The 205-nt window shown below is 40.5% G+C and carries 1 rRNA gene; it reads right to left on the minus strand.

The features are described 5' to 3' along the window. Nucleotides 1–77 (minus strand): 5S ribosomal RNA (gene rrf / locus R0J88_RS24350); the annotation flags it as partial. Between the last annotated feature and the right edge of the window lie 128 nt (nucleotides 78–205).

A 205-nucleotide genomic window follows, 5' to 3' on the forward strand; every position in this document is an offset into this window, starting at 1 on the left:
CTATCATCGGCGCTGTTTCGTTTCACTACTGAGTTCGGCATGGGATCAGGTGGGTCCAAAACGCTATTGTCACCAAGAAAATTCTTTTCAATTTTCTTATTTTTATTAAGGTTAAAGTCCTTCGACTGAATTTGAAGCCTGGTAATGTCCTACTTTCACATAGCAAATGCTACACTATCATCGGCGCTGTTTCGTTTCACTACTG

Source organism: Pseudoalteromonas sp. SIMBA_162 (assembly GCF_046535955.1).
GTDB classification, from domain to species: domain Bacteria; phylum Pseudomonadota; class Gammaproteobacteria; order Enterobacterales; family Alteromonadaceae; genus Pseudoalteromonas; species Pseudoalteromonas marina.